Source organism: Paenibacillus melissococcoides (genome assembly GCA_944800085.1).
Lineage (GTDB): Bacteria > Bacillota > Bacilli > Paenibacillales > Paenibacillaceae > Paenibacillus_B > Paenibacillus_B melissococcoides.
Window position 1 is genome coordinate 491,583 of the sequence record CALYLO010000005.1, and the last position, 20,302, is coordinate 511,884.

At 52.1% G+C, this 20,302-nt stretch carries 27 protein-coding genes; 1 reads left to right on the forward strand and 26 read right to left on the reverse strand.

Annotation, left to right across the window (positions count from 1 at the left end):
- Positions 1–8: 8 nt before the first annotated feature.
- The 19 genes from OCY70_RS20180 to OCY70_RS20270 all read right to left on the reverse strand — a co-directional run bounded on the left by OCY70_RS20180 (position 9) and on the right by OCY70_RS20270 (position 15,337).
- Positions 9–3,179 (reverse strand): hypothetical protein, encoded by a 3,171-nt coding sequence (locus OCY70_RS20180; protein WP_213430617.1) that lies wholly within the window; start codon positions 3,177–3,179, stop codon positions 9–11.
- The gene (locus OCY70_RS20185) at positions 3,169–3,360 is read right to left on the reverse strand and encodes a hypothetical protein (protein WP_213430616.1); all 192 of its coding nucleotides are present in this window, start codon (positions 3,358–3,360) and stop codon (positions 3,169–3,171) included. The genes OCY70_RS20180 and OCY70_RS20185 overlap by 11 nt, the downstream gene beginning before the upstream one ends.
- A 285-nt stretch (positions 3,361–3,645) precedes the next feature.
- A complete protein-coding gene (locus OCY70_RS20190) occupies positions 3,646–4,164 on the reverse strand; it encodes a hypothetical protein (protein ID WP_213430615.1) in 519 nt (172 codons plus the stop codon).
- 64 nt (positions 4,165–4,228) lie between these two features.
- Complete coding sequence (locus tag OCY70_RS20195; RefSeq protein WP_213430614.1) at positions 4,229–4,792, reverse strand: copper amine oxidase; 564 nt, start codon at positions 4,790–4,792, stop codon at positions 4,229–4,231.
- Between the two features lie 40 nt (positions 4,793–4,832).
- A complete protein-coding gene (locus OCY70_RS20200) occupies positions 4,833–6,941 on the reverse strand; it encodes a DUF3672 domain-containing protein (protein WP_213430613.1) in 2,109 nt (702 codons plus the stop codon).
- A gap of 4 nt (positions 6,942–6,945) precedes the next feature.
- Positions 6,946–7,305 (reverse strand): DUF6711 family protein, encoded by a 360-nt coding sequence (locus OCY70_RS20205; protein ID WP_213430612.1) that lies wholly within the window; start codon positions 7,303–7,305, stop codon positions 6,946–6,948.
- A 39-nt stretch (positions 7,306–7,344) separates the two neighbouring features.
- A complete protein-coding gene (locus tag OCY70_RS20210; RefSeq protein ID WP_261945124.1) occupies positions 7,345–9,867 on the reverse strand; it encodes a phage tail protein in 2,523 nt (840 codons plus the stop codon).
- A gap of 39 nt (positions 9,868–9,906) precedes the next feature.
- The gene (locus OCY70_RS20215) at positions 9,907–10,287 is read right to left on the reverse strand and encodes a Gp15 family bacteriophage protein (protein ID WP_249725455.1); all 381 of its coding nucleotides are present in this window, start codon (positions 10,285–10,287) and stop codon (positions 9,907–9,909) included.
- Positions 10,247–10,567, reverse strand: a complete 321-nt coding sequence (locus OCY70_RS20220) for a hypothetical protein (RefSeq protein WP_213429998.1) — start codon at positions 10,565–10,567, stop codon at positions 10,247–10,249. The genes OCY70_RS20215 and OCY70_RS20220 overlap by 41 nt, the downstream gene beginning before the upstream one ends.
- Positions 10,567–11,028 (reverse strand): phage tail tube protein, encoded by a 462-nt coding sequence (locus OCY70_RS20225; protein WP_213429997.1) that lies wholly within the window; start codon positions 11,026–11,028, stop codon positions 10,567–10,569. Before OCY70_RS20225 ends, OCY70_RS20220 begins: the two co-directional genes overlap by 1 nt.
- A gap of 9 nt (positions 11,029–11,037) precedes the next feature.
- Positions 11,038–11,427, reverse strand: coding sequence for a phage tail terminator protein (locus tag OCY70_RS20230; protein ID WP_213429996.1), 390 nt, complete (start codon positions 11,425–11,427; stop codon positions 11,038–11,040).
- The gene (locus OCY70_RS20235; protein ID WP_213429995.1) at positions 11,424–11,807 is read right to left on the reverse strand and encodes a minor capsid protein; all 384 of its coding nucleotides are present in this window, start codon (positions 11,805–11,807) and stop codon (positions 11,424–11,426) included. Before OCY70_RS20235 ends, OCY70_RS20230 begins: the two co-directional genes overlap by 4 nt.
- Entirely contained in the window at positions 11,807–12,127 is a 321-nt protein-coding gene (locus OCY70_RS20240; RefSeq protein ID WP_213429994.1) for a hypothetical protein, read from the reverse strand. Before OCY70_RS20240 ends, OCY70_RS20235 begins: the two co-directional genes overlap by 1 nt.
- A complete protein-coding gene (locus OCY70_RS20245) occupies positions 12,127–12,492 on the reverse strand; it encodes a hypothetical protein (protein ID WP_213429993.1) in 366 nt (121 codons plus the stop codon). Before OCY70_RS20245 ends, OCY70_RS20240 begins: the two co-directional genes overlap by 1 nt.
- 8 nt (positions 12,493–12,500) lie before the next feature.
- Positions 12,501–12,761 (reverse strand): hypothetical protein, encoded by a 261-nt coding sequence (locus OCY70_RS20250; RefSeq protein WP_213429992.1) that lies wholly within the window; start codon positions 12,759–12,761, stop codon positions 12,501–12,503.
- Positions 12,761–12,979 (reverse strand): hypothetical protein, encoded by a 219-nt coding sequence (locus OCY70_RS20255; RefSeq protein ID WP_213429991.1) that lies wholly within the window; start codon positions 12,977–12,979, stop codon positions 12,761–12,763. The genes OCY70_RS20250 and OCY70_RS20255 overlap by 1 nt, the downstream gene beginning before the upstream one ends.
- 14 nt (positions 12,980–12,993) lie before the next feature.
- Positions 12,994–13,947, reverse strand: coding sequence for a major capsid protein (locus OCY70_RS20260; RefSeq protein ID WP_213429990.1), 954 nt, complete (start codon positions 13,945–13,947; stop codon positions 12,994–12,996).
- 22 nt (positions 13,948–13,969) lie between these two features.
- Positions 13,970–14,554: a phage scaffolding protein gene (locus OCY70_RS20265; protein ID WP_213429989.1), complete on the reverse strand. Its 585-nt coding sequence runs from the start codon at positions 14,552–14,554 to the stop codon at positions 13,970–13,972.
- Positions 14,555–14,740: 186 nt separating this feature from the next.
- Positions 14,741–15,337: a phage minor capsid protein gene (locus tag OCY70_RS20270; RefSeq protein ID WP_261948783.1), complete on the reverse strand. Its 597-nt coding sequence runs from the start codon at positions 15,335–15,337 to the stop codon at positions 14,741–14,743.
- Positions 15,338–15,547: 210 nt separating this feature from the next.
- Between OCY70_RS20270 and OCY70_RS20275 the strand changes: the two genes are divergently transcribed.
- Positions 15,548–15,733 carry a hypothetical protein gene (locus tag OCY70_RS20275; RefSeq protein WP_261948784.1) on the forward strand — a complete coding sequence of 62 codons (186 nt, stop codon included), beginning with the start codon at positions 15,548–15,550 and terminating at the stop codon, positions 15,731–15,733.
- A gap of 563 nt (positions 15,734–16,296) precedes the next feature.
- On the opposite strand, the gene OCY70_RS20280 is transcribed toward OCY70_RS20275, so the two are convergent.
- The 7 genes from OCY70_RS20280 to OCY70_RS20310 form a co-directional block, all read right to left on the reverse strand.
- On the reverse strand, positions 16,297–16,461 hold the full coding sequence (locus tag OCY70_RS20280; RefSeq protein WP_261948785.1) for a hypothetical protein: 165 nt from the start codon (positions 16,459–16,461) through the stop codon (positions 16,297–16,299).
- A gap of 5 nt (positions 16,462–16,466) precedes the next feature.
- Positions 16,467–17,555 (reverse strand): capsid protein, encoded by a 1,089-nt coding sequence (locus tag OCY70_RS20285; protein ID WP_261948786.1) that lies wholly within the window; start codon positions 17,553–17,555, stop codon positions 16,467–16,469.
- Between the two features lie 4 nt (positions 17,556–17,559).
- The gene (gene terL / locus OCY70_RS20290) at positions 17,560–18,399 is read right to left on the reverse strand and encodes a phage terminase large subunit (protein ID WP_261948787.1); all 840 of its coding nucleotides are present in this window, start codon (positions 18,397–18,399) and stop codon (positions 17,560–17,562) included.
- Complete coding sequence (locus OCY70_RS20295; RefSeq protein WP_261948788.1) at positions 18,333–18,740, reverse strand: hypothetical protein; 408 nt, start codon at positions 18,738–18,740, stop codon at positions 18,333–18,335. Before OCY70_RS20295 ends, terL begins: the two co-directional genes overlap by 67 nt.
- 206 nt (positions 18,741–18,946) lie before the next feature.
- Positions 18,947–19,510 carry a terminase small subunit gene (locus tag OCY70_RS20300; RefSeq protein WP_261945126.1) on the reverse strand — a complete coding sequence of 188 codons (564 nt, stop codon included), beginning with the start codon at positions 19,508–19,510 and terminating at the stop codon, positions 18,947–18,949.
- 44 nt (positions 19,511–19,554) lie between these two features.
- Complete coding sequence (locus OCY70_RS20305) at positions 19,555–19,896, reverse strand: type II toxin-antitoxin system HicB family antitoxin (protein WP_213429985.1); 342 nt, start codon at positions 19,894–19,896, stop codon at positions 19,555–19,557.
- 43 nt (positions 19,897–19,939) lie between these two features.
- The gene (locus tag OCY70_RS20310; protein WP_315973924.1) at positions 19,940–20,101 is read right to left on the reverse strand and encodes a type II toxin-antitoxin system HicA family toxin; all 162 of its coding nucleotides are present in this window, start codon (positions 20,099–20,101) and stop codon (positions 19,940–19,942) included.
- Between the last annotated feature and the right edge of the window lie 201 nt (positions 20,102–20,302).

The following is a 20,302-nucleotide window of genomic DNA, read 5'->3' on the forward strand; positions in this document are numbered from 1 at the left end:
GCGCCTCCTTATTGCTCCGCTAGGAATGTAATTGCGGAAAGTGCAAGATATACACTGGATACCGCCCGGATTATGGTAACCGACCCGTCGGGAGATACAACAATCGCAGCCGGACTCACAATATCACCGTCAGAACTTGTTGCGCTAAACATTTTATGCATTCGCGGTCGGTAACCTTTTGGAAGTCTGAATAACAATGTGCCAGGTGTAACGGAGCCGCCGCTTATCATACCGTCCACGTAAACTATTCCTGACGAGTCTTTATAGTATGAAGCGGATAGATAGTTCGTGAGATCATATGGAGTCCAATTATTTAGTAACGTCGCCTGAATCCAGCCCGCCACATCCTTCTCCGCCTTCTGCGTCTCCACCACCGACAGCCGCCGCCCGATGTCGCCCACATCCTGCACCAAGTCCGATACAGTCCCACGCAGGTTGGCCGCTACTGTGCCGCTGATTGGAGCCGCGAGCGTTGGATCAAGCATCGTATAGGTGACGTGATAGACTGCGGTTGGGTCGTAATAACTAGGTTCAGTTTGTAAAACATTGTCGCCCTTCGCGATCCACGCCCTGTCAATTGCGTTATTTTTATAAACTATTGCACTAGCTACACGTGTCCTGTGTCGGAGCATCGTTGCAGGCAGATATGCATTGTTAATATTTCCTTCATCGCTAACACCGGGCGCTGGATTCGCCCGTTCCCGGATCACAATACCGCTACCGACCTCGACCATGTTCGAACCTGCGGAGAGTGTCGCTCCCAATTCGTAATTCCGGACGGGTTCGACGGTTGGCTTCGCCTTTAGGTATTGGAGGCGGTATGGCGTCCATTCCGGATATGATTCCGTAGGTTGTGCCGTCTGTGGCGCTGAGTTGGTGTTTATTTTATACCAGCACTTAGTTCCAGTCCCGTTATACAGAGGGAAGCCTGTAATATTCTCAGCCATTCTCCAACCCAGAAAATACGCTTTAATCTCGTCGGCTGTCGGAGTGTAATCCGGCCCCCATCCGCTGTCTGTGTTGGGAATAGTAACCCACAGATTCCCTTCACTGCTTGTAATGTATGAGTCGGGCTCGGTTAGAGGGACGGAGTTTAAGTCAAGAATAAGTTGCGTCCCATCAAACTTTATTAGTCGCGAAATGCTGCTCGTATCCTTTTGCTTTAATAACATTGCGATCTGCTTAAATCCATTGAGATTTGCATTTTGGGCTATGTTTTCAAAATTACTTGGTTCTAGCGCAACCTTCCCCCACGCCTCCAACACATAAGGCAGCCCATCGTCTCCCATAAAGAGAATATCGGGATTGCTGCCGTCTACCGGATGAGCGGCGAGCTCCGTTTCGAAGGCGATCATGCTACGTTGCTGCGGTACGAAGGGCTTCGCTTCGGTTCCGACGGTGAGCATCGGGTTTTTACAGGATACGTCAATATCGGCGGAAAAGCTTTTTAGTACTAGCGCAATCTGCGTTCGACTACCAACGTTGAAGGAGCGGTAAGTATCCGTACCGTATGGGACAACGAACGTGTTGTAGTCTAGTTCCGTGATGCACCATGACACCCCGGAATTTTCGAGCGAGAATACATATGTCTGATTCGGCAGTACCGATAGATGATACGCCAGGAAGTCCCCGTCTCCACCAGCGCCAAAACGCAATTCATAAGGGGCTACCACTGTCGCTTTCGATGCGACAGTGATCCGATCGGCTTCATAAAACGGCGGCAGCAGATTGCCTCCCGTTACGATGGCGTATGGGTTGGTTACGTTCGTCATGCTGTCTACGTATGGATAGCGTTCGGCCACATAGTCAAAGTTCGTGCCGCCGATGGCTTCATATTCGGCTTGCGTTATCTCGTAGAGGGCGAATGCACCGATCCGGAATTCTGCGTCAGCCGTCCCTTCTCCACGGAAGTAAAAGATTAGTTTTTCTTGAATAGAGGACATGTCAGTGGGAGATATGCTTACGTACCTAAAAACCATCCCTTCCCCCTTTTTGACATTTCCCGATTTTCGGATCGTATAGTATCCAGTGCTTTTCCATTCCGCGAAGGAGAAATAAACAGGTTCATCACACGAAATGTTGTCCAGGTACGCTACCGCTACATAATGCTTCGAGCGATCAATGTTTAGTTCGTATCGGGCGCCAAAGTGCCCCGGGCTGTCTGCCGCACGATTACATACGATCTTCTGGACTTTCGTTCCGACGGGAGTAGATGCGGGAATGATCTCCCCGGTCCCGAAAAAGGTCGGTAACAGGCCACGATAGTCGAAATTACCGTCTTTTCCGTTCAGATTAAGGAGTGTACGCCCCTTAATCTCCCCCATCCGGAACGGCGTGTCCTGTTCGGACTCTACTACCTGGAGGCCGGGCCGCAGCTCAAGGGGCGTACCCGGCACATCGGCCATGCCAGCCTCTATGCCATCGATGCGCTGCTCATGATCCTCCAGCTCCGCAGCGTGCTCCTTCAGCTGCTTGTCGTGCCGCTCCAACTCGGCCCCCTGCATCGGCACCTCCGCCGCCAGCTTATCAAACTCCGCCTTATCTACGGCCGACATGAGCCCGCCTTCCTTCGCCGTGGCATTCGGGATAGGGTCCGCTCCGTGCTCCGTATGGCTGCTGCCGTGGTCACCAGGCGTCGAGTCTCCAGAGGCCGTGAATGTCACTTCGTTCGTGTTCGGATTCGTCGTTATCTTGATTCCGACGCCGCCTTTAAAGGTCAAAGCGTCCGTCTTCTCGCCGGCTTCGATATCATTGACCTTTGAAAAAGCCGGCTGATTGACCTCCGCCCCCTCCTCGATGCTGCCCAGCTTCTCGTGGTCTTCAGCCGTTACGTGCATGACGGCGTCCGCCTTGTGGCTATCCAAGTCAGCCTGAACGGCGTCGACCTCCGCCTTCCGCGCAACGTCCGTTTTCGCTGACGGCGCCGCCGTCTTCATTCGACCGGACGCGTCACGCTGCGCAAGCGTGCCCGGAGTGGCCGATGCGGTGCTGGCGTCCATCTTGGCCTTGTCCTGGGCGCTCATAAATCCGTCCGTTGTATCCGTGGCGTTCGGGTGCCGGTGGTCGCCCGAGGACTTTGAGTCCATGTCCTGCTGAACTTTGTCAAAGCCGATGTTGATGTTCTGAAAGTCTTCGCTGATTTTCTTTGAACCGACCAGGTTACAATATCTATTTGCCATTTGGTGCTCCTTTCTTGCGTATGGCTGCCAGTCGTTTGCCAATAGCCTCATTTATGCCCATTAGGATCGCCTCTTCATGCTCAGGTTGGTATGGGACGACGGCCGAGATTACGGCGCATATCTCCGGTACGGGCTTGGTTGGATCAATCTCGACTTGGATGATCGGTTGTATCTTTGCCATGGTGGGCCTCCTTTCGGAACGTTTGTTTGCAAGGAAAAACCTCCCTATTTGTCGAATGGTAGGATATACCATAGTTAGAAGGGAGGTTTTGAGATTGGAAAAGAAACTCAAGTGTATTCGTTGTAACAATTTTCTATAAGAGCACGCTGTTTATAATGCTCTTATAGAGTTAAAGCAGATCGAAGAAAAATTTGAGCTAGTAGAAGGTAAGTCACTTCCTGTTATCCCGTATATTTGCGGTAATTGTGGCTATGTTGAACTGTACGTACCTTCTTCCCAAATGGGTTAGTCGTTTCTATGATGCTCACAGCCATAGTATGGCCGCTCATATGAACTCCGAATTAATGGTTTCCATGTCTGGTTAAGCCGCTCTTCATGAGCGGCTAACTCCTCCTTCACAATCTCCCGTATCCGTTGTTCGTCAATATCATTCTCCTGTAGGACCGCCCCACGGGTCAGCTTCTGTAAGCTTTCTATTGGTAATATGACCTCTGGACTCTGCGCGTTGCCAGCCTCACTTACCAAGGATTCAGGTTTTACGAACCCACCGATGGGCGGCTGTCCTTTCGACTTATTGAGAGCTTCTTCCACCGTTCGCGCAAATTCGTCGACATTAAGATCGATTTGCCCATACTTTCCCCCTATATCCTTCAGAGCCTCGATTAGTTTGGCTACAGCCTCCACTATCCCCGGGAGTGGGTGCGGCTCCTCCATACAAACCGCGTCATCGCTTATTTGTTCTTGAATCCGATCAAGCAACTTAACCACAGTTTCTTCGATTTTTTGCACTGTTTTCTTTTCCATCTTGATCATCCTTTCTCCCAATCAAAAAGGCCCCGCCAGCGGCGAGACCTTCATGAATGGTATGTTATTTTTCAAGAGCAGCCAGGGCTTCGTTAATCAATTCCAGCTCTTTGGTGTATTTTGCAATCTCTGCATCGTATGATGCGAGTTGCTCTTCCTTTGCGGTTAAAGAAGTACCTTCACCTCGTGGAGCCCCATTTTTCTCCAACTCTTGAATTTTTGCGAGAATGTTTCTACGCCCTTCTTCCGTTGAAGCTAGAATATCGTTTTGTATACTATCTCGGGACTTTTCCAAGTCAGCTTTACTTCTACCGAGATAAGGATTGTTAGTATTAGTAGGCGTTGTATTAGATGCGGAATCAGTATCGTCAGATGTTATGATTATCTTCTTTCCTTCCACCTTCATATCTACCCCCAATGCATCGGCTAGCCCGCGCACTGGCGCATTCGTACGCCCTTCAATAACCGCTCCCTTGTCAGCAAGCGTTTTTCCGTCAACGATTACGGTATATTCTCCCGTTACCTTCTTACCAACCAATGATTTAATTTGCTCAGCGTACGCGCTACCTGCTGTCGCGACAATAGCCCCAATGACCACTCCAGTTAATAGATAAGTCCACTTTTTCATCAAGTCTACCTCCGTAGCAATATTTACCTACATATTATCACTACGGGGTCGAGGTTGTGAAGGTTCCGCCCCAATTTTGATTCTGACCGTTGCCGTGGTTATGTGTGCCTATGTTCACCCTGTGAGTGTGGTTATTAAGTACATACCAAATTCGATTAAGCTCCTCTTTTAGCCCCCTCACATCGTCAATATCCATATCAAGCCCACTGGCGCCATATCTAAATTCAACGCGGCCATTGAACGTCGTGTACCCCTGTATATTTACGGGGCCGCTCGTACTGTTGGATCCGATGAAAAGCGAATCCGAAATAATATTAAGCTGATTCTGGGCCTGGTAGGAATTTATCTCCCCGGCAAAACCGCCATTTGAGCCATAAAACGATATTGCAGAGACCCCAGAATCTGAACCCGTATTTATCCGGATGCGGTTATTTCCGTAGCTGTCATAGGTCCGGAATCCACTGGAATCAATCTCAATACGCCGGCCGGAAGCCGCGGTCTTTATCGACGATCCGATGATGGTTGACCCGTTGATCGTTCCGCCGATAATCGAGGCCGCCGTGATGGTTCCGGAAAATGTACCATCCACACCGACCAAGGTCCCGGTAAAAGTCCCGCCTGCAGCCGAGAGGTTTCCGGCAAATGTGCCCCGGGCAGCCCGCAGCTCGCCGGAAAAGTCACCATCTACACCGCGGAGCGTGCCTGTGAACGTGCCACCTGCAGCTGACAAGTCCCCCCGAAATGTGCCGCCGGCTGCCTCCAATGTGCCGGAAAAGATGCCGTCAGTCGCCTCTAAGGTTCCGTTAAACTTGTAGCGCCCAGCAACAGGATCAAAATATATGCGATCCTGACCATTGGCCTGGAAGGATAGCTTATCGCTGTTCAGGATGACCTTACTACGGTGATCCTCCCGCTCAACAATGAGCCCTTCCCGGCGTGTAACCGTCACACCAAAATACGCCTTGCCCTCCTTCAGCGCATCCTTGTTCAGCTTGTTGACCTGTTGCGATAAGCTACCTTCCAGTTGGAACTCGGACTGCTGCTCAGATACAGACGGAGCGTCAATCCGAAGCTTTAAGCCTCCCTTAAAGGACAGCGTCTGACGCAGGATAATTGAGTTGTAATCAACAATGCCGTCCCACGGTAAATGTGTATCCTGCCAGCTCGTAATCGTCTCGAGCCAGCTCGCCCCCTCCAACTGTGAGAAACCCAATACGTCGCCGTGTTCGAGCTGCGGGAAGCCGCGCGCGTCCATAGTCAGCGGCAAATAAGAAAATCCATTCAGCGCGGCCAGCAGGTCGTTAACCATGGCTTGTGTCGCGAACGGATTTTCAAGTTTGAGCGTATGATTTTCATCGCCGCTGCCAGCAGAGTACGAGAGATCATCCTCAGTGTCGTATGTGACGACAACACGGGTGTAGGTCTTGACCGGGTTGGTCTGCTTGACTCGAATGTAATCAGAAACCCGCATCTCGAATACCGGCGGCACCGAAGCTGCGAATCGCTTGAATTTGAGCGTCCCGGCTTTGTCGATGAAGATGCTGGCGCTGTTGAGCCCGGCGATGTATGCCAGGACCTGCCGCATCGTGAATCCTGCAGGACCGGCTTGGATCTGATAGGACGGATTAATGAACACGCTGCTATCATAGACGTAGCCCAATCGGCCGCATATCTCGTCAAATACAGCTTTCTGGCTGGCCGGATAAGTTAACGAAGACACATAAGGCACATCGCCCCATACCAACTTGTCGAAACATGTGAAGCGCCAGATGTCGTTGATTTTCTCGCGTGAATCGACGAAGAACTCCCCAAGCGGCAGCCACTCCGTCGCCCCGGCCTCCCAGGGAATGTTCATTGACTCCCACGGGTATGTCGCATCGTTCCATGTCATTCCTTCCAATGACAGCGCCAGATAGAGTTTAATCCTTGCGTTGGCCGGAATGGTCTCCTTGAGCCGCATGGATAACGTGAGTTCCGACGGGATGGCCGTGCCAATCTCGAACCCTTCCGACATGGAAAGGTTATTCATTATTGAAAAATCGACGATCGTCGCATTCGTGTACGTCTCGCCGTTTATGTCAGCCCTGACCAAAAACTCGCGGTCGTGCCGGCGCAAGTAGTCTGAATATAGCGGTGATATTGGATACATGGCCTCACCGCTCCGTCAAGGTGACCTTCAGGCCAGACCACATGATTTCATTACCCTGCTCAACCGTGAATGGTGCCGGGCGATTACCGACATACATCTTTTTTGTTTCATATGAACCGGTCATCGGATCCGGATAAGTGAAATCGAAGAACACCCCATCCATCGACTTGAGCAGCGCCGATATTTGCTGCCATTTGAGCGGTCCCCAACTCATTTCGATCTGCCGTTTGACGGCGATCCTATCCCGATTCAAAGTTCCGTCTGCTGTCCTTACGCTCGACTCGCCGTCATCCAAGTCCATTGTGGTAACGGTGAAGGATGAAGGATAAGCGGCAATTTCCATGCCGTTCACTTTTAATCGCAAGTGCGGTCACCCCCCTCATAATCCCAAGCGCTTGGGATTTTACACATTTAATAATGTACGCCCTGCCTGCCGCTGGGCACTATTGATGGATTTGACGGCCAATCGCCCGAACTCCGTTTCACCAATTTGTAGCACAGTCTGCTTGTCGTTGGATTTCAGCGCCTCCAGAATCAAATACAACGCCTCAACAACAGGCTGGTTGTTCGCCCCGATCATATCCTGCAGCTTGCTCAGCGGGCTGACAACCTCCGGATCGACAGCGGCGCCGCGGTTGTCTCCGACCATTGCAAGCGTTGGACCGTATGCGAGTCCGCCTTTCGCGAGCTTCGGGATTTCGGGGATTGTTATCCCGAAAGTACCGCCCCCGAGAAATTCCGGGATGTCGAAGCTGAGCTTGTTCGCCTGCCGAACAAAGAAGTTTATGGCGTCTATCAGGAGGTTTATCGCCCCCTTAAATACACCGACAATCGCATCCGTGATGCCAGTGAATATATCTTTCATGCCGTTCCAGGTGCGCTCCCAGTCAAGGATGAGCACGCCAGCAATAAAATCAACGATGCCGCCCAGAGCCTTAATGATCCCTTTGGCGACATCAGAGATAACACCCAGTGCCGTACCGATGACGTCACCGATTAGGGCGAAAATATTTGAAAAAGTCGGCCCCAGTTTTTTGACAAGCCCATTGATAATTGGGAGGATAAACTTGTTAAAAATGTCTAACGCCGCTGTACCCAACTTGCCCACAAAATCCCCAACCTGCTTGATTAAACCCTTGAGATGCTTATCCCATAGCCAGGTTAGCATGTTAAGCATTTTGTCGACAAAGGGTTTTAGGAAGCTATTCCAAAGGTTGTTCCATAGCTCTCTGATTCCGTCCAGGGCTTCTTTTAGACCCTCGACTATTTTTTTGCCCCAGTCATCCCACCAACCAAAGATGATATCGAGTGTATCTCGAACCACTTTCGATAGCATCTGCATCGCCGGATCCACCGCATCGCGCCAAATATCATCAAATATCTGTTTGACGAGATCGAAGAGGCTACGAAATATGTCTTTTGCTCCGGTGAGAAACTCCGAAAGGCGCGGCAGCCCTTCGGTTACAAACTTATCGATGATCGGGAATGTATTATCCCACAGACTCGAAACTACCTTTTGCGCGCTGTCCCCTAGTCCAGCCAGGACATGCCCGGCAAGCTCAATGCCATTCTGCCAATTCGGTACTACCCCGGTTTGCACCCAGTTTTTTAGCGGCTCACCGAGCGTCAGGACATCGTTAAACATTTGAGCGAACTGCATCTTCCAACGGTCCAGAACAGGGGATATTTCCGCCCAGGCATTTTGGAAAGACGGCCCGAACGTCTCCACCAGCGTCATCCATCCTGACTTGATGTAGTCCCATGCTCCACCGAACGATGACTTTATAGTGGCTACCAGCGCGTCCATCTGTGACTGGATACCCGTGATATCCATATCCGGCATAGCCATTTCAAAGTCACCCGGACCCCCGCCACCTCCACCTGCATCCTCTACGCCTGTGTCCGCTTTAGAGAGGTCTAAGGTGTTGAGCTCGTCGAAGGATGCCAGCGCCCCCTTGGCATCCTTTCCGGCCTTCTTCGCTGCTTTTCCGTAGCCGGATAGGCTCTTTTTCGCCGTCTCGATCCCTTTGGCTGCCTGGTACGACTGTTGATAGGTCTTCCCGAAGAGAGCCGATATAAACGCCGCAATGTATGCCGTGGCCTTAGCCAGCCAACTCATGAGGGCGTTTATTGCTGGCAAGATGGCGTCGTAAATCGGTTGAAAGGCTACCCGCAGGTTGGTCTTGATTGCGTTGAGTGATGCAACGTATTGGGCATTTGTCTTTAATGAGGATCCCAAGTACTCGGTAAAACTCCTCACCGCTTTATATAGCGCGGCAAAAACAAACACCTGTTTAAGGACACGGCTGAATGCCGCCGTAAATTGGTTCCCCATCTTTCCGGCCCTGGTACCGGCGGCCCCGAATGCTCCGCCTGCTCCAGCTGCTGCTTTCGCAGCTTTATCGAGATTCGACCGCATCGGCTTCAGGGGCTTGTTGGCCTGAATCAACTTGCTGCCGAGTTTTTCTACTGGCTTTTCGGCCTGGTCCGCCGCCTTACCCGCGTCCTTGAGCTTGTCTTCCAGTTCCCATATCTTTTGGGCCGTCTTGTCACTGGTCTGCGTGAGCCGCAGCAACGTGCCTTCGGTGTTGATGATCTTCTCCGCAAGCTTGTTCTTTCGCTTATCCGAAAACGCATTTTCATAGGCTTCGTTGAGCTCGGCCAGCTTCCGTTGCTGAACTTCGATTTTCGCGTTCACGTTATCGAGGACGGAAGATAAATCCGCAATCTTTGCCTTAACGGCTCCGGTGTCCACTTTCGGTGCGGCGATGGCTCCTGCCCCCGCGCTCTTCAATCCTTTGAACACGCTGCCGATAGACGCCCGCATCGTAGACGCAAACGAGCCGGCTATATTCGATATCTGCTTGCCGATCGGCTTCTCATCCAGTTCCAGCCCAAGGCTGACCTTGCCCACTTCATCCGACATTCGTTCACCTCCTCGCCGGACAAGCAAAAAGGCATCGTCCTATTGCGGAGATGCCCCGAATGCCTGCTTTATCATGTTCTGGAATTCTTGCACGGCGGCCGCCGCTTCCTCATCAGTCCATTGGGCTTGTTTCAGCCCCCTGGTGCGCCACTCGTTCCGGATTTTCTTCTGCTCCGGTGTGAAATGTTTCAACTTTTCCCGATCATTCTCCGATCGGATACGCACAATCTGACCGAGCGGCGTCTCCGGCATGATACCCGCGAGAAGCGTGCAAAACTCATCCCAGGTCATATCCGACTCTGCCCGAAGCCGAATGCCATACTGCGCGGCAATGGACGCCTCTATCAGGCTCCAGTCTTCGTACAGGTCATACCATTGTTCAGGTCGTCTCTTGCTTGGCTGCGAGAAATCGGGCCTCAATGACCTCGTAATCCTCGTTCATTGCGCCAGCAAGCGCAGCAATTAAAATAACCTGGTAATCGCCGAATGAAATATCTGATTCGTTAATTTCTTTAACGGCTTCCTTTCCTAGTGCCAGCTCCAGCACTTCGTCCAGGGATCCATCACCGGCATCCATTTTGGCTTGAATGGCAAGGACCGTATTTTTCCGGTTGTCGATCCGATATTCCTTGCCTTCGCCCAGTTTTAGGACCGGTCTCTCGTTTGTCAGTCTGCTTGTAATATCAATTGTTTTTGCCATTACTTACCGCCTCCTGTCCCAGGTGTATATTCCGGCTTGCCATCACTCATAACATCACATTCCAGCGCGGCCACGTTGGTACTGTCACCGGCCCCTGGATTCTTCACGTCAACAATGCAATCAAACGCCAGCTTCGAGCCGTCGGGGAAATTGACCTCAAATTTTGAGCTACAATCTAGGCCACTCTTCCAGGCCGTTGACGCAACGTAATCGTTGCCCGGATCCCCGACATGTCTTTTACCGTTGAGTGAGAGGGTAAACCCCTTTCCGGTCATCAGGCGCCGCGTCCAGCCTTCGGTATCCATCGGCGTCCACTCCTCCGTGTTGCCATCGATGGAGATGCTGAAGCTTTCCATGTCCTTGATGATGGCCATTTCTTGGGCTGTACTCGCCCGGCCTTTCGTGCCGATTTTAAAATCGATATTGAATACGGGGAATACCCCGCTTGTTACTAATGCCATCGCCGTTACCTACCCTTCGTAATAAATGTGTGTTTCAATCACATATTCGTAAATACCTTCACTGTCAGTACCTACGCTGATTGGCTCCGCCTGCGGCAGCCGGAACATGATGACCCTCTTGCCCCCAATCTCGGCTGTCCGGCCGAACAGTGCAGCGTAAACCTCCTGCGCCTTCTGCTCTGCCGTATTGGCATTCCGGCCCCAGTGCACAAGGATGGATACCGCCTTGACCTGGTAACCCGTCGTCTCAACGCCGCCTACGGCCAGACGGACGGGCGCGCCAGTTGTGTTGTAGAGGCCAATGCACTGCTGCTTACTACCGTCAATCTTGCCAATGTACCACTGGGGGCACTCGATGACGGTCTTTAGCCAGTCTCGAACCTCGGCCAAAGTAATCATTTTATCAGCCCCTTCGCTGCCGTCTTCAATAAGCGCGCATAAACTTCCTCGACGAATTTCCGCTTGTCCCCGGCATGATACCGCTCCATCCACTTGCCTTGGGCATTCGGATTTTTATCGGACCTAAAGTTATATTCTGGATGCCAGTACAAGCGGCGCGCATACGGAGTATCGAAGACGATCTTCACTTTGCCTTGGCTAAGTTGTGACGTGTCCACGTGCCCGCTCCGCTCCAGCTCCCCGGTCTGCTTCGGCACGACGGCGGAAGTAACGATGTCCGACTTGACCGCTTCGGCCGTCATCTCCAGGGCCTGCTTCTGCGCCTCGGCCAGCTGCTTGATGGCGCCCTGGTTAATGGTTACTTTCGCTTTTACCCTCATTACATCAACTCCAGCTCAGTAGAAAATACAGAGCCGTCCGGATTGCGAGGGCGACGCGTGCGGAAGATGTTTTTCTGCTCGGTGCCGATCTCCACAAAGCCCTCGATTGTCTTGCCTGGACGGATATCGCCTTCGATAACAATCAACCCGGAGAGCAGCACCAGGCGGCGCTCCGCGTCGAGAACCTGCCTGGACTTCTCGTCATAACAACAGAGCCCATCGAAGATTAAATCCTCGACAGGCTCGCCGTCTTCTGACAATTCCGTTTGGTAGACTTTGACCGGAGTAACCTGGTTCCATTTTGGAAACGGAAATCTCATCACCAGATCCCCCTATGCGTCAAGCCGGTTGACATGAGCAGGTTTATTACCTCATCCGATGTATGCACGCCACGGGCTCCCGTTGCAGCCTTGAAGCTCATGGACGTGCTGCCGGCACTGTATCCGGATATGGGCATGGTCAGATAATCCCCGTACCTAAATACAAAATCCGCCTGCTGGCATACGGCCTTGGTTACATTGGTACGCTGAAAAGGCGTGAGGTTATCAAAGCCCCACGCCACAATGCGGTTATATGTCAGCCGATCAACTTGGTCAGACGCCCGGCCAAGAGCCTTATCCAACTGTTCAGCAGGGATCAGCCCATCGCCGTACCGATCATAATCGGCTGCCGTTGCATAAGTCATGTGATCACCTACTTGTCGCCCTTGGGCTTCTTGCCATTCGTCTTCTCAGGAGCTTCCGGCTCTTTTTCCGGTGTTTCGGCCGGGGGCTCGCCTGTCTTGTCATCCGCCCCTTCCGGTTCCTTTTCCGGTTCCGATCTCTCTATGAAATACCCGCGGTCCTCAAACCATCGAAGCAAATGAGGATTGTCCGTCTCGCCCACTCCATTTACAAACGGGACGCTTGCGGACACACCAGTATATTGCTGGTTAGGCGCGTATACTTTCGCCATTATTCCGCACCGCCTTCCGTCCCGCCGCCATTCAGCGGCTCAGGTACGCCGGGGTTTGCAGCATCAGGCAGCACCGTCCCGAATCGTTCTGTTTTTCTAATGTTGTCGTATCCATCATCTGTTTTTTCACCTAAAGCATCAGGCGTTTTTGCACCCAGCGCCTTACCAACGTAATAGCCGTTGACATAACCGTTCGCAAGATCGTCTTTATACTTCATCGACTTATCCCTCCTTACTTGACTTTGAGTTTACGCATTACCCCGGCTGCCTTCGTTGCCTTGAGCGCCACGGCGGCCACCATCTCGACCTCGCCTGTCTTAACCGCTCCCGATGTCGTATAATCCGGCAACCATGTGCGTACAGGCGGTTGCCCCGACATCGACACCCCATGAAAACCATCCAAGCCTAATCGTACCGCGTACAACGATGTCTCACCTGACGCATTCGTGCCAACAACCGGATCATTGGTGCCGGACTTTTCTCCAAGGTCAATAAGTGGTGTTTCGTTGTACTTTTCGACTTGCCGGCCGAAATCATCACGAGTGATCGTATACATGCCAGCACGGCGGGCACATGCGCGAATTTTAGCGATCAACTTCAGGTTACCCATGATGACGGACGGTGTGCCGTCCAGCCCCATCAAAAACTCATCCAGTTGATCTAAAAACACCTTGTAATTTTTATCTACTGCATCAGATGTTGACAAATCGATGGCTGCCCCCGGAATGTACTCCGTGCTGGAGCCAGCTAGGGCCTTTTCCAGTCCGTCAAACGCCTTTGCATCGACAGCACTGTCGCCATTGATTACGGTGTCGTTAAACAAAGCTTGCGCCGCCTTCACTTTCTGCTGCATCTGCAACGTAACCTCATTAACGATCCCGCCCATGCCCGCAATAATACGGTCAATCTTAAATGTGCCCCCGAATACTTTCAGATCAACGGTATAGCGTTGCTTACTAACTTCTTGTGGAGTGTACTCCTCGTTGACGGCACGGAATGCGGCTGTCGGCTGTGTAATCAAACGTGTATAGCCATATGTCAGCGTCGCTCCTCCGCCTGTCGGGGAAACGGCGTCATCGAATGTCAGATTGTCGAGTAGGAAGTTATTTTTACGAAACTCATCAATAACTCCGATTTGTAGGGCGTCCTGAACATTTTTCTGTGCTTCTTGTAATGTTACTGCCATGTTGATCACCTATCCTTATCAATTATTGTTTGAAATGTGAAGCGATAGCTTCGGCCAATGACACAGGCTTGTTATTAGGTGGAGTGCCTTCGCCGTTCCCGCCAACCTTAAATCCCGGCTGCTGTTGTTGCTGCTGGGTCTCTTCAGTCTTGAACAAGAACCCCTTATGCTCTTGCAGGTCCTTCAGTTGCTCCTCCAGTCCGACCACCTTATCACCGTCAATGACTAGCTTGGACTTGTCAAACAGGCCTGTAACCAGTGCCTCATCATGGACTTTCCCAGACAGCGCCGACTTGATGGCATTGGTCAACGTCAGTTCCTTCAGGTCGGATTCGTATTTCTCCTTGGCCGTCTTGTTTTCAACCTGCAACTGCTCGATCTGCTTCTTCAACTCCTCGGACAGGCCCGCAGCCTTGCCCAGGTCCTCGATCTGCTTATCGCGATCAGCGACATCCTTCTCGGCTTTCTTCTTGGCCTCTGCCGCCTCGTTATATTTGTCCTTTGGAACAAAGTGCATCGGCAGCTCTTTACGAACCTCTGCGTCAATTTTTTCGATCTCTGTATCCGCAATGCCTAACTTTTGCAACAGTACTTTAAGCCAATCCATGTATTAACGCCTCCAATGATTTTTATAGCTGCTCTCCAGCTTAGGGAGTTGACCGTTATGCTCCGGCCAATGAGCATGCCTAGTTTAAAGCCATACGACAGGGCAAAGAAAAAGCCGCTCACTTGAGCGACCAATTACTTTCTATATGGCAAGGCTAAGACGAAAGCTATCGGAGAGGCTACAATCCTATAAGCCGCATGAAATGTCTGCGTAAATTTTTCCCACACCTATATCCCCCCTGTTTCGTAATTCGACACGTTCCCTACGACGCATACGCCGGAGCTCAGGATGATCCGCCAGGTGCTGCTTCAGCCGCTCGGTCCACTCTTCCACCTTCGCGGCGTATTTCTCCTGGTTCGCGTCATCAAGGGATCCGGCCTCCAGGCGCTTGTATCGGCGTATCTGGCGCTCGATGTAACGCTGCCGCTGTTCGGCCTCGTAGTTGCGCTTGGCCGTTTCTTCGTCGACGGGAGGCGGCAGCTGCGTGATGCCTTGAAAGAATGTCGCCAAGGTGTGCCGGCAATTGGGATGGAATGCGCCTTGTTCCATTGCATACGACAGCAGCAAATAGCCGGTATCCCGGGACAACTCGGCAGCCCGATCCTTGGAAAGTGACGTGTACACGTCATCAATCATGACCGTACCTTGATATGGCATACACCACGGCGAGCAGTTATCATGCGCCGACATAATCACCGTATAAATGCCCCACTCGTCGCGCTTTTTACCCTCACCTAAGAACGTCGCTCGCTGCGACGCCGTCCGCAGGGGCCATCTCCGCATAGGGCCGGTATCGTAGCGGCGGCGGCCGTTTGAATAGGTGATGCAATCGATGCGCGCTGCCAAAAAATTCCTTTGTGGCAGCATCGATCGCCTGGTCGAGGGTGTTTATAGCCCCGGCAGTCATATGCACCTCGGCCTTGTAAATCACCTGCCGATACACGTCATCCAATCCGGCGGAGTACACCATGCTGGGCCTTCTTCAGGTCGTTCTTGACCGTCGCCTGGAGCGCGCCGAGCTTCTTCTCGTTAAGCGCCGAAAAAAATCCGACTCCGGCGGCGCCTTCGGCAGCTCCACATTGGGACGAGGCTCCGGCGACGGAAGCGGCGGCCGGAAGTTCCTCGGGAAAGTCGATTTCCCCTGTCGATACATATGCGCTGCTTGCCGAATGGCTTTAAAAAAGAAATTGACGACCCGACCCCGATACCCGCTCGAGATCGGCTTTCACCCTCTGCGAAGCTTGACGCCAGCACATCATCGACCAGCTGCTCGGCCCCCCTGCCTGTGCTCTCGAACAATTCGCTTGTTTGGTCTTCCTGTACTGCCGGAGGGTTCCGCAGCTTGGCACGCTGCCACTGTTCGAATCTGGAATGCGCTGACTTTTCTGTTTCTTCCGTCTTGTGCCTGACAAGTTTGGCGGCGCATTGAATTGACCAGATTGATTCGTCATCTCGTCGAATATGGCCCGGATATCGTATGGGCTCTTGCTCATAGTCTTTCCTCACCAGCTTCAGGATTCCGGCGGATCGTCGTGCTCCCCGACCTGCGGCTCATCCATAGCTTGTGAGACCCTGCTCTTCCTTCAGCGGGCCACCTCTTCAGCCTTTTGCTCAATCGGTCCAGGTGTCGCAATACAATTCCTCGACCACTGCTCGATGCTCATGATGCCATAATGTTTTAGCCTTACCTACCGTTTCCACGACGCTATCAAACGACGGAGAGGCATACACTCCGCCAAAGGTCACCGCTGCCTGATATTCCCCGCGCTGCGGTTTCGCATCGTGTCATATACCTTCAGGACCGTATCGACCAGCTGCGGGATAACCTCATTCAGCCGCTCTATGATCTTGTTTCGAGTATAAAGCGTGGCCTTTTCCTTCTCGCGCTGCGCCTCGGCGTTGTCCAATTTTTTTAAATCGATGCCGAGGGTGGACGGCTAATGATGCCCTGCAAGCACATATCCAACGCGCTGGCATACGACGCTACGAATGCCTCATATAGGATCTGCGGCTGAACCATCGTTATTTGTCCCTTGGCATCTTCAACCATTACACTGTTCAGCTTGGTAAATTGATTATCAAACGGGTTCGGCCGCATTAGTGAGCCGTCTTTTGGATTCTTAGGGATCAGGTCCTCCGGAATGTATTTCTGCACCCGCCCGGCGCGGATGGCGTCAACCCACTGGCTGATCACCTCGTCCAGCGCGTCAAAGCTATCGGCCTTCGAGTCAAATATCGACTTGCCCCGCCCCTTCCACTTCTTCGACCTAAAGAAAGCCAACGGCACGGCCATAATAAAGTCGCCGTCATACGTCACATCTGCCAGCTCTGCCGTCTCCGGCACAGTTGAGAGCGGAACTTCCTTGCCTTCGGAGTTGAGCAGCCGATACCGGATATAGCCCCGGCCGAATGTCTCCTCTAGGCGGTAATCCTTATCCCTGTGAACGTAATCCGTGAAGAAAAGAACCTCCTGCAGCCGGCCCCTGGTGCGCCTGTAGTCCACCCGCTCACCGCTGTAAAATTCGATGATCGGGAACTGCGTAACGTCCATGTCGACGGTGATTTTAAAAGCCCCATCGCCTGTGACCAACGTCTCGATGATGGATTCACCCACCAGCTCGTCAAAGTCGTTGTCGTCGCTGATATCGGCCCATAAGTCTGTTTGCTCCTGGCTCTTAAGCTCGACGCCGTCCAGGTCGGCGACCACGATATCAGACAGCCGCTCGGCCACCATGGCGGGCAACCCGGAATGTATCTTTCTGATTGACAAGTCGGCGCTGGGCACCGCCGCCCAAAATCGGGACTTGCTCACCGCGTCCAGCGCTGTCTGCTTGTAAAACTGGTCCAGCTCGGACGGATCGCCCCTGTACCAGAGCCGGTTCCGCAGCACGTTGGTCTGATAGCTGAGCGGCTCTGTAATCGTGATGACCCTATTTTCCGGCGCCGGATTGATGCGCAGCATCTTCATGATCATGTTTTTCACCCCCGTCCATAAGCCCATAATCTCAACCCCCATTCAGCAAATACATTGTTTCGGCCACGCCCGTTGTAGCATCCGGCGCATCGTCATGCTTGTTCTCGCCTTCCCGCTGATACGATGTCATGGCCTTGTAATACTCCGGCCAGCGGTCCCGCCAGTTCACCGGATAGTAAATGTGATTCATAACCCAGGTTGCATTGGACACGATCCTAGCAATCTTGTTCTTGCTCTGGTGGAACCAGCTCACGTCCGTTCGGTTGCTCCGGTGCTCCTCCTCCAGGAGCCGCTTCACGTTCCGAGCAAACGCCCGGCCGCCGTTGTTCGACTCGATGCGGGCCTTGTTGACTTGACACGAAAAAAGAGCCTTCGCGACAGCGGGCTCTGTAATCTCCATTGGTTCCTTCGTGTATATGACATCCAGGATATACGCCTCTTTGTTGTATACGCCCCAGATGATGTTGCATAGGTAGTCGGCTCCTTGGTCGGCGGAGTCACAGTAAGCGTAAATGCCGCTGAACAGCGGATTGCCGCTGGCGTCCTTCGGCAGCCGCTCGTATGTCTTGAAGCTGCTGTACAGCTTGCCTTTGATGTCGATCGGGATCTGCTGATAGTTCGCGCTGGCGATATCTTCGCCCATGGCCCGAACCTTCATGTCATACGACTCGCGGGAAAGGATATCAGGGCACAACATCGTACCGTCGTCTTGCAGCGCCTTCATGCTCAAATGGCGGACTTTCTTGCGCTCCTCCTTGAAGTGCTCAAGCGCACGGCCGGCCAGGTCGCCGGTTGCCCACCGTGTCATGATAATGATGATCTTGCCGCCTTCTTCGAGACGGGACAGCATGGTATTGGTAAACCAATCCAATGCTTCTCCAGCGTTTTCTCGTTAGCGGCTTCCTCGGCGTTCTTGATAAGGTCATCAATCATAAGGATCGTAGCCCCGAAGCCGGTCGCCGTACCAGTCGGAGACGTGGCGAGATAGTTGTTATATCCACCTTCCAGGCTCCACAGGTTCATTGCCCCATCGCCACGTTTGATTCTCACGCCCGGGAAGATGTCGCTGTAAACAATCTTGTCCTTGTCTGCCTTCTCGGTACTGATACCGTCCCGAACAGCCTTCGAGAACGTCGTGGACAATGTCTCGTTATACGATCCGGTCATGACCTTCTCCTGCTGATTCTTCCCGTATACCCATTGGGCGAACATGGAGGCCGTCCTGGACTTACCATGTCGAGGCGGGAGGTTAATGATTAGGATATCATCGTCGGAACCGTAAAAATCCTGCATTTCGCCGCACAGCTCGCCTAGAAATGCCCGATCATCCCGGTAAAAGTCCGGCGCCATCGCCTGACAAAAGTAAAAAACTCGCGGAAGCGAGCTCAATAAGGGCATAACGTTTGATTGTCTCCAAGTCAACCATTGCGAATCAACTTCCGTAGTTCGTCGGTGGTCAGGCCCTGAAGCGGGTTCACATCCATACTACCGCTGTGCTCCACCTTGTCCTTGAACATACCAAGATGTCGGCCAATCTTCTCCAGCGCTGACACCTTGTCATGGAGCTTGAAGGCGATGCCTTCCCTCGTGTGCTTAACCTCAGAGATAACCGCACCGTCCACCTGGTCGCTCGGCTTCAGCTCGATCACGTCTTGATAGCCAAACACTGGAACCTCCTCATCGTCCACAGTTTCATAGCCAACCACTGCGCGTTCAGTCCGGAACGAGAGATAGCTTTTAATGTCCGCAAAGCCGATCTTCGCAAGTTCTTGCAATACCCTATCCTGGGTTATCTCCGTCCGCTTCTCTCGTCGTTCCATCGCCTCTTGAATCGCCTTCTGGATGTCTGGTTTTGTCAGGTTCTCCGCCCCTATCTTCCGCGCCGTTTTCGCGCTATACCCCGCCCTGATTGCCGCCTGTGTGGCATTGAGGTCTATCAGGTACTCTTGCACAAATGCCTTCTGCTTGGCCGTCAATGCCATGTTATCAACTCCTTTCGGTGATATGGAAAAGCCGCTGAACTCTGTCAGCGACTCAATTTATAAAGCGCGTATTGATTTAATGACACATTTTCGGCCGCTGCCTTCTCCGCCAAGTGTCGATGTAAGGACTTCGGCATGCGAACAAGGAACTTTCCGCTGTATTCCTCGTCTTCTGGTTCCGGAATAGGATCACCGTACTCCAGCTTTATTTCAATGTGCGTTTTAAATACTTCTTGAAGATCCTTATATGCCTCTTCCCACGTGTTACCGGACGTATGACAGCCATCCAGCTCTTTGACCGATGCCCAATAGCCATCCTCTGTACGCTTTACTTGAAAGGTATATGGCAGGCTCAGGTAATAATTGAGATCCTTTTGCTTTTCCATAATGTTTGGCTTAAGATAGGGGACATAGGGGAATTACTCCCCCTTATGCTTGTTCAACCTCGTAAGCGCATCTTCCCACAGCCTTTGGATGGACTGGATTCTCGCGCTTCACGGTGGTTAAAAGCCCTTGCGCGTTTCGGAAATGATGGTGAGAACCGACTATTCTCACTTCTATGTATCCGGCGTGTTCAAGGGCTTTTTTCACCTCTTGAAAGGTTATCCCTTTGGTTTCCTCATCATTTTATTGACGAGTTTTTCTATCTTAGCCATGTTTCACCTCCTGTAATTATGATATCACATATAGTCTCACATAGTCAAGCAGTGAAAATAGAAAAAAGCACCGCGAAGGGTGCTTATTGTTAAAAAACCATATTTTCGTATACTTCTTTTATTTTGAAATTAGCTC